Here is a 4,944-nt window from a genome sequence, read left to right on the forward strand (position 1 = left end):
TAAGAAAGTAGTTGGTGGCTTCGTCAAAGAAAGAATGGGGGCTTCGCCCCCTACCCCCTACAAGAAGGGCGGCTCCGCCCCCTCCTTGACCTCCCCTGCAAGGGGACCAAGTCCCCTTGACCCCGTTTATCTTACCCACCAAAAGTTTATGCACCCAGGCAATTTGCGTGGTTGACATGAGCACCAGAGTTGTGGTAATGTTACCGTATACATTGTATGTCAGAAGGTATATTGCTCAGGAACACAGACAGCCCTGACTCGGCCAACATAGACGAGTACATAAGGGGTGGCGGCTATAAGAGCCTCGAAAAGGGAGTGCTTGATCTAACCCCGCGCGACATCATCGACGAGGTCAAGGCCTCGGGCTTGCGCGGCAGGGGCGGGGCCGGATTCCCTACGGGGATGAAGTGGCAGTTTGCCGCACTGGACCCCAAGTTTCCTAAGTACCTCATCTGCAACGCCGACGAGGGAGAACCCGGAACCTTCAAGGACAGACCGATACTCGAAAAGAACCCACACCTCCTCATAGAGGGGATGGTGCTCTCTGCCTATGCGCTGCAATCGACGCGTGGCTACATATACCTGCGCGGGGAGTATCCACAGGCTCGGATTATCCTCGAACGTGCCATACAGGAGGCCTACGACAGGGGTTACCTGGGCAACGACATCATGTCACGTCACTTCCGCTTTAACCTGACGGTGCATATGGGTGCGGGGGCGTACATATGCGGCGAGGAGACGGCACTTATCGAGTCGCTTGAGGGCAAGAGGGGGCAACCACGGATCAAGCCACCGTTTCCGGTCAATACGGGCGCCTGGGGCAAGCCGACGATAATCAACAACGTTGAAACCCTTGCAAACATCCCCTACATTGTCAGTGAGGGGGCCAAGGCGTATACCGGCATAGGAAACAGGGATTGCCCCGGACCAAAGCTATTTTCCGTAAGCGGGTGCGTAAACCGTCCCGGTGTCTACGAGCTGCCTATGGGCACCAGATTGCGGGAGATTATCTATGACCACTGCGGTGGACTCAAAGAAGGCAGGACTCTCAAGGGCGTGATCCCCGGAGGGATATCAACCCCAATACTGGCGCCAGATAACATAGACTGTGCAATGGACTTCACCAGTCTGTCCAGGGCCGGTAGTCAGCTAGGCTCGGGGGCAGTGATTGTCATTGACGATTCCGTGTGTCTGGTGAAGGTCTATGAGCGGGCAATGGCATTTTTTGAGCACGAGTCCTGCGGCAAGTGTACACCGTGCCGTGAGGGAACCGGATGGATGAGGAACATACTGGCCAGGATCGAACGAGGACAGGCCACGGTAACTGACGTGGAGACGTTGCGCGACGTTGCCGGAAACATAGTGGGCAAGACCTTCTGTCCCCTCGGCGATGGGGCCGCAAACGTACTGTTGACGTTTCTGAAGCTATACCCCGAGGAGATCGAGTACCATATAAAGCATAAACGTTGTCCACAAAGCCACAAGACTGAATAAGAACTGGAGGCATTGCCTTCCCTCCTTGACCCCAATCCTGCCCAGAACTGAATCCTAAAAGACAGCGTAAACTATCGACGACTCATAAAATTCTCCGAGGCGCTTACCCCTACTCACGTAGCTCTTGACACGGCGGGGGGAATTCTGTTAGTTTTAATGTAGACAAAGAAATAAGGAGTAAAGAAGAATATGTCAGTAGTTGATTTTTATAGAAAGATACCAACAAAGAGTGCAGACCAGATTCGGGAGATTATAAGCGGCCTGCATCGTGACGACTATAATGTGTTAGATGTGCGCCAGCCACAGGAGTACGAGCGTGGTCATATCCCCGGAGCGATACTAATCCCCCTGGGTGAGATACCGGATCGAATGTCTGAACTTCCAACCAACCGCCCTGTCATCGTCTACTGCCGCAGCGGTAACAGGAGTATGTCGGCAGCGGCCATGCTCATCAACGGCAGCTTCACCGACGTGTATAATCTCGATGGCGGCATAAACGCCTATAACGGCCTTAAGGCACAGGGGCATCCGGAGGTAAAGAGTCTCTTTTTTCCTGTTGGCGCTGCCTTTGAAACCGTTGTCTCCCTTGCCTGGTCGCTTGAGGAGGGATTGCGCATATTCTACAGCAGTTGCAAGGACTTATCCAAAAAACCGGAGGCCATCGCCCTGTTTACAAAGCTCTCCGAGGCCGAAGACAAACACAAGGCAAATATCGAAAAACAGTATGCCAACATCACCGGTAAGTACGACGTGGAAAAGATCGGTAAAGAGACTCCACACCTGATGGAGGCCCTGCTCAACATAGAAGAAACCATCCAGTGGTGTCAGGGCAAAGACGTCTCCGACATCATAGAGCTATCCATGACCATAGAGGCCAACTCCTATGACCTCTACGCCTATCTTCAGAGGATGGCAGGTGATGAGCAACAACGGGCTTTTTTCAGGGCAATGGCCGATGAGGAACTCTTACACATAAGGCAGATGGCCAGTGTCCTAGTTGCTTGATCGGACTGTTGAGTGGATAAGGGAGATTGTCTTAATGGGTCTCCCTGTTTATATCGGTTTTCTGTTAACAATAGGCGGGGTTTTTTCATCCGGCGGTTTTTTGGCTGCCGGCTTTGGTTCTGCTGTTTGCACTTTTGGGAGTAACTCGGTGCCCCTTATCTGATTCATCGACAATATGTCCTGCAGATACTTGGCGCCTGTAAAGTCCGTGTTGCCCGAGTAGGGATTTGTGTAGGACAAGATTTGTTCGACCATTTTCCTGTATATCTTTTCATCGCTAAATGGCGACGGGAAGTCAACTATGTACGGATTCAGGAAGTTAAACAGGTCCCTCATCTGATAGTCAAAGATGCCGTATGTGGAAAAGGTCATTATGATGCTGCCATCAAACGTACCCCATAGCTTGAGCAGACTTCGCAGTAGATTTTTACTCAGCCTGTCAAAATTTTTCAGGATAACAAGGCCGAAATAACTAAAGGATTCAAGAGACATATCATCCTGCACAAGGTTCTCACAGGGGATTACGCAAAACATACTTGAGTACATGCTGAAGTCCTCGGAGTCGATGAGCTTGCTCAGTATGTAGTGTGTGTAGGGTTCGTCTTCATATCTGATAATCAATCGCCTTGTTTGGGTAAACCGGGTGATGTTGTTTACAAACGTTGTGCTCTGGGGGTCCTTTGCAAACAAGTCCCTTGTCCTGACGGATGTTCTGGTTGTGCTCATGGTCTTGATGCTACCCTTGCGACCAATGTCTTTGAGGATGGAGTTGGCCTCCTTTACGATGTTGTCCATGAAGGTAAGCAGTCTGTCACTATCCATACCGGTCTTGAGCAGTCTGTTGAGCAGGACGTTTATGGAGGTTTTTTTGCTTTCTATGATTGCCTCGGCAGTCATAAATATCAGGTATGCGATGTATCCAAAGCTTAGGTTTATCTTATTTACGTTGAGCTTTATTTTCTTATCGATGCCGTAGTGGGGGTTGCGGCAGAGATAGGCCAGCATATAACCATCAAAGAGTTCTATCAGCGATTTCATGAAGTTATGCACGTAGAGGTGGTTTATCTGTATAAGGTCTTTGTCATAGGCCATGGTTTCAAGGAATCTGGTCATCTCCGAGTATATCTGGGAAGGGTCCTTGTAGTAGGCATTCATGTTTTTTCTGCCCTTTGCCATGAGTACCTCTATACCTTTTGTCTCCATATTCATTATGTTATTGGCTATGCCGTTCTGATCCTTATAGCCAAAGAATGGAGATAACTTTGGGAGCATCACGGCCTTTAAGGTCTTGAGCATATCAAAGGAGCTGTCTTCATCGGACATCTCTGACCTGTCATGTTCGATCTTGACGTAATCGGACGAAACCTTCTTGACCATATCTATGCCAAGGCGTTTGATGGCGAAGTCCACGTCCTGCAAGACAAAATCGTCGTCTTTTCTGAAGATGTTGGCCTTCTCTGCTATCATCTTGGTAAGTTCGGGAATTTTATATATCAGGTCTTTTAATATTGCCAGGTTGGTATTCTTAGATTCCAGTTCGGCCATGAGGGTGATGATGGTGGATAAAGACTCTTTGCGTATGAATTCTGTGACAGCCTCGTCGGAGAGTTTGTTTTGTGCCCTGAAGGAAGCGTCTTTTAGGCGTTTGACGTTTTTCTGTATGTACTGCCAGTCGTCAAATGGCGTAAGGAAAGCCAAACCGGCCTGTTTGTCGTCCTGCCATACCACCCGAACCTTGAGCTGTCTGCCAGCTATAGGTATTACCATCTCAGGTTTTTCGAACATCTCAGCCTTGTTCTTTTTGAGTCTTGCCCCCCTGGAGCTGATTTCGACAATGCTGCCAGGTGCACCCACCGCTACCTTGTTTATGTAATATCTAAGGTGCTTTCTGCGATTTAAAACTACACTTTCTTCGTTTGTCTCCATATCAGACGCTATCCTCCTGTGTCATATTTTTGTTGTCCTGGCCTGTCATTGTCTTCAATACATGCAAATACATTCCCTTAAAAGTATATAACAACTCAAATATATTTATCAAGACAATAAAGCGTAGTGTCAATTTTTTGAGATGAGTTGCCGAGGAACATTGAGTTCATCCCCGAAAATCTAAAGCAATGGCAATGAGGGGACTGTTGCTCCATGGAGTATACTGATCGGATTCGAGTTTTTTCGGGTATCAAAATTGCTTGCATACAAGAAAGAAAGGGGCGGCTCCGCTTCTTGTCGCTCCAGGACGCTCCTGGCCCCCTTCAGAACCCCCTGCAAGGGGACCAGTCCCCTTGACCCCATTATTTCACACTCAAATATCATGCCTGAAAAAACCTGCGTCATTTCAGTATAAACTATGGTTTCGCACTTTCTGGATTCCTGCTTACGCAGGAATGACACAGATGGGCGCAAAATACCATTTCTTGTCATTCCCGTGAAAACGGGAATCCATTTTCA

Annotated in this window: 3 protein-coding genes; 2 read left to right on the forward strand and 1 reads right to left on the reverse strand. The window is 48.8% G+C overall.

Annotated features, from left to right (window positions below; translation table 11 throughout):
- Window positions 1–216: 216 nt before the first annotated feature.
- Together nuoF and HWQ67_RS13005 are read left to right on the forward strand one after the other, a co-directional pair.
- A complete protein-coding gene (gene nuoF / locus HWQ67_RS13000) occupies window positions 217–1,494 on the forward strand; it encodes an NADH-quinone oxidoreductase subunit NuoF (RefSeq protein ID WP_425340725.1) in 1,278 nt (425 codons plus the stop codon).
- A gap of 189 nt (window positions 1,495–1,683) precedes the next feature.
- Window positions 1,684–2,499 (forward strand): rhodanese-like domain-containing protein, encoded by an 816-nt coding sequence (locus tag HWQ67_RS13005; RefSeq protein ID WP_218253120.1) that lies wholly within the window; start codon window positions 1,684–1,686, stop codon window positions 2,497–2,499.
- Window positions 2,500–2,547: 48 nt separating this feature from the next.
- Here the strand turns inward: HWQ67_RS13005 and HWQ67_RS13010 are convergent, their stop codons facing one another.
- The gene (locus tag HWQ67_RS13010) at window positions 2,548–4,425 is read right to left on the reverse strand and encodes a hypothetical protein (protein ID WP_218253121.1); all 1,878 of its coding nucleotides are present in this window, start codon (window positions 4,423–4,425) and stop codon (window positions 2,548–2,550) included.
- Between the last annotated feature and the right edge of the window lie 519 nt (window positions 4,426–4,944).

Source organism: Candidatus Magnetobacterium casense, assembly GCF_019173545.1.
In the GTDB taxonomy this organism is placed as follows: Bacteria; Nitrospirota; Thermodesulfovibrionia; order Thermodesulfovibrionales; family Magnetobacteriaceae; genus Magnetobacterium; species Magnetobacterium cryptolimnobacter.